The sequence below is a fragment of the Halorubrum sp. AJ67 genome (assembly GCF_000513435.1).
Map to the genome: position 1 here is coordinate 227,118 of NZ_CBVY010000002.1, position 1,037 is coordinate 228,154.

Below are 1,037 nucleotides of genomic sequence, written 5' to 3' on the forward strand. Positions count from 1 at the left end.
CCCCGAGACGGGTGGAGCGATCGCGTCGAATCGTGGCTCGCGGACGACCCGTTCGACTGGGACCCCCGGTCGGTCGCGGTCGACGGACTCGACACCGGGATCGACCCCGAGCGCGTGAGCGAGGCGTACTGCGTCGCGTCCGCGAAGACCCGCGTCCCGACCGGCGGTCGCGGTCCGGCGCGGGAGAAGCTCCGCGCGTTCACCGAGCGCATCGCCGACTACCCGGGATCGATCTCCTCGCCGGTCGACGCCCGCGAGGGGACGAGCGGCCTCTCGCCGTACCTGCGGTTCGGCTGTCTCTCGGTCCGCGAGGTCCACCGGCACGTCGACGAGCGCGCGCCGGACGGGCGCGGGAAGTCGATGTTCGTCTCCCGGCTGTTCTGGAACTGCCACTACACCCAGAAGCTGCTGGACTGGCCGGGGTGGCTCGACGAGGCCGTCAATCCCGTCTACCGCGGGTTCAACCGCGATCGGCACGACCCCGACCTCGTCGCGGCGTGGAAGCGCGGCGAGACGGGGTTCCCGATGGTCGACGCCAGCATGCGCTGCCTGCGCGAGACGGGGTGGCTCAACTTCCGGATGCGGGCGCTGTGCGCGAGCTGCTACTTCCAGATACTCCAGCAGCCGTGGCGGATCGGGGCGGACCACTTCTACCGACACCTGATCGACGGCGACCCCGCGATCAACTACACCCAGTGGCAGTCGCAGTGCGGGTTGGTCGGTCGCCCCGGCCTGCGGCTGTACGATCCCCGCAAGCAGGTCCGCGATCAGGACCCCGACGGCGAGTTCGTCACGCGGTGGGTCCCCGAACTCGACCCGCTCCCCGCGGCGCACCTCGACGCCCCCGAGAAGACCCCCCTCTCCGTCCAGCGTGAGGTCGGCGTCCGGATCGGGGAGGAGTACCCGTACCCCGTCGTCGACTACGAGGCGGCCAGAAGCGAGTTCCGCGACCGGTACGGGGCAGTCCACGGCGCGGCCGCGGCCCGCCTCGCCGACAAGGCGATCGCGCGCCGAGCGTCGCTGTCGGGCGGACTGGG

At 71.7% G+C, this 1,037-nt stretch carries 1 protein-coding gene; it reads left to right on the plus strand.

The window, feature by feature from the left end:
* On the plus strand, positions 1 to 1,037 hold a 1,037-nt coding region (locus BN903_RS03000), incomplete at both ends, for an FAD-binding domain-containing protein (RefSeq protein ID WP_048076312.1).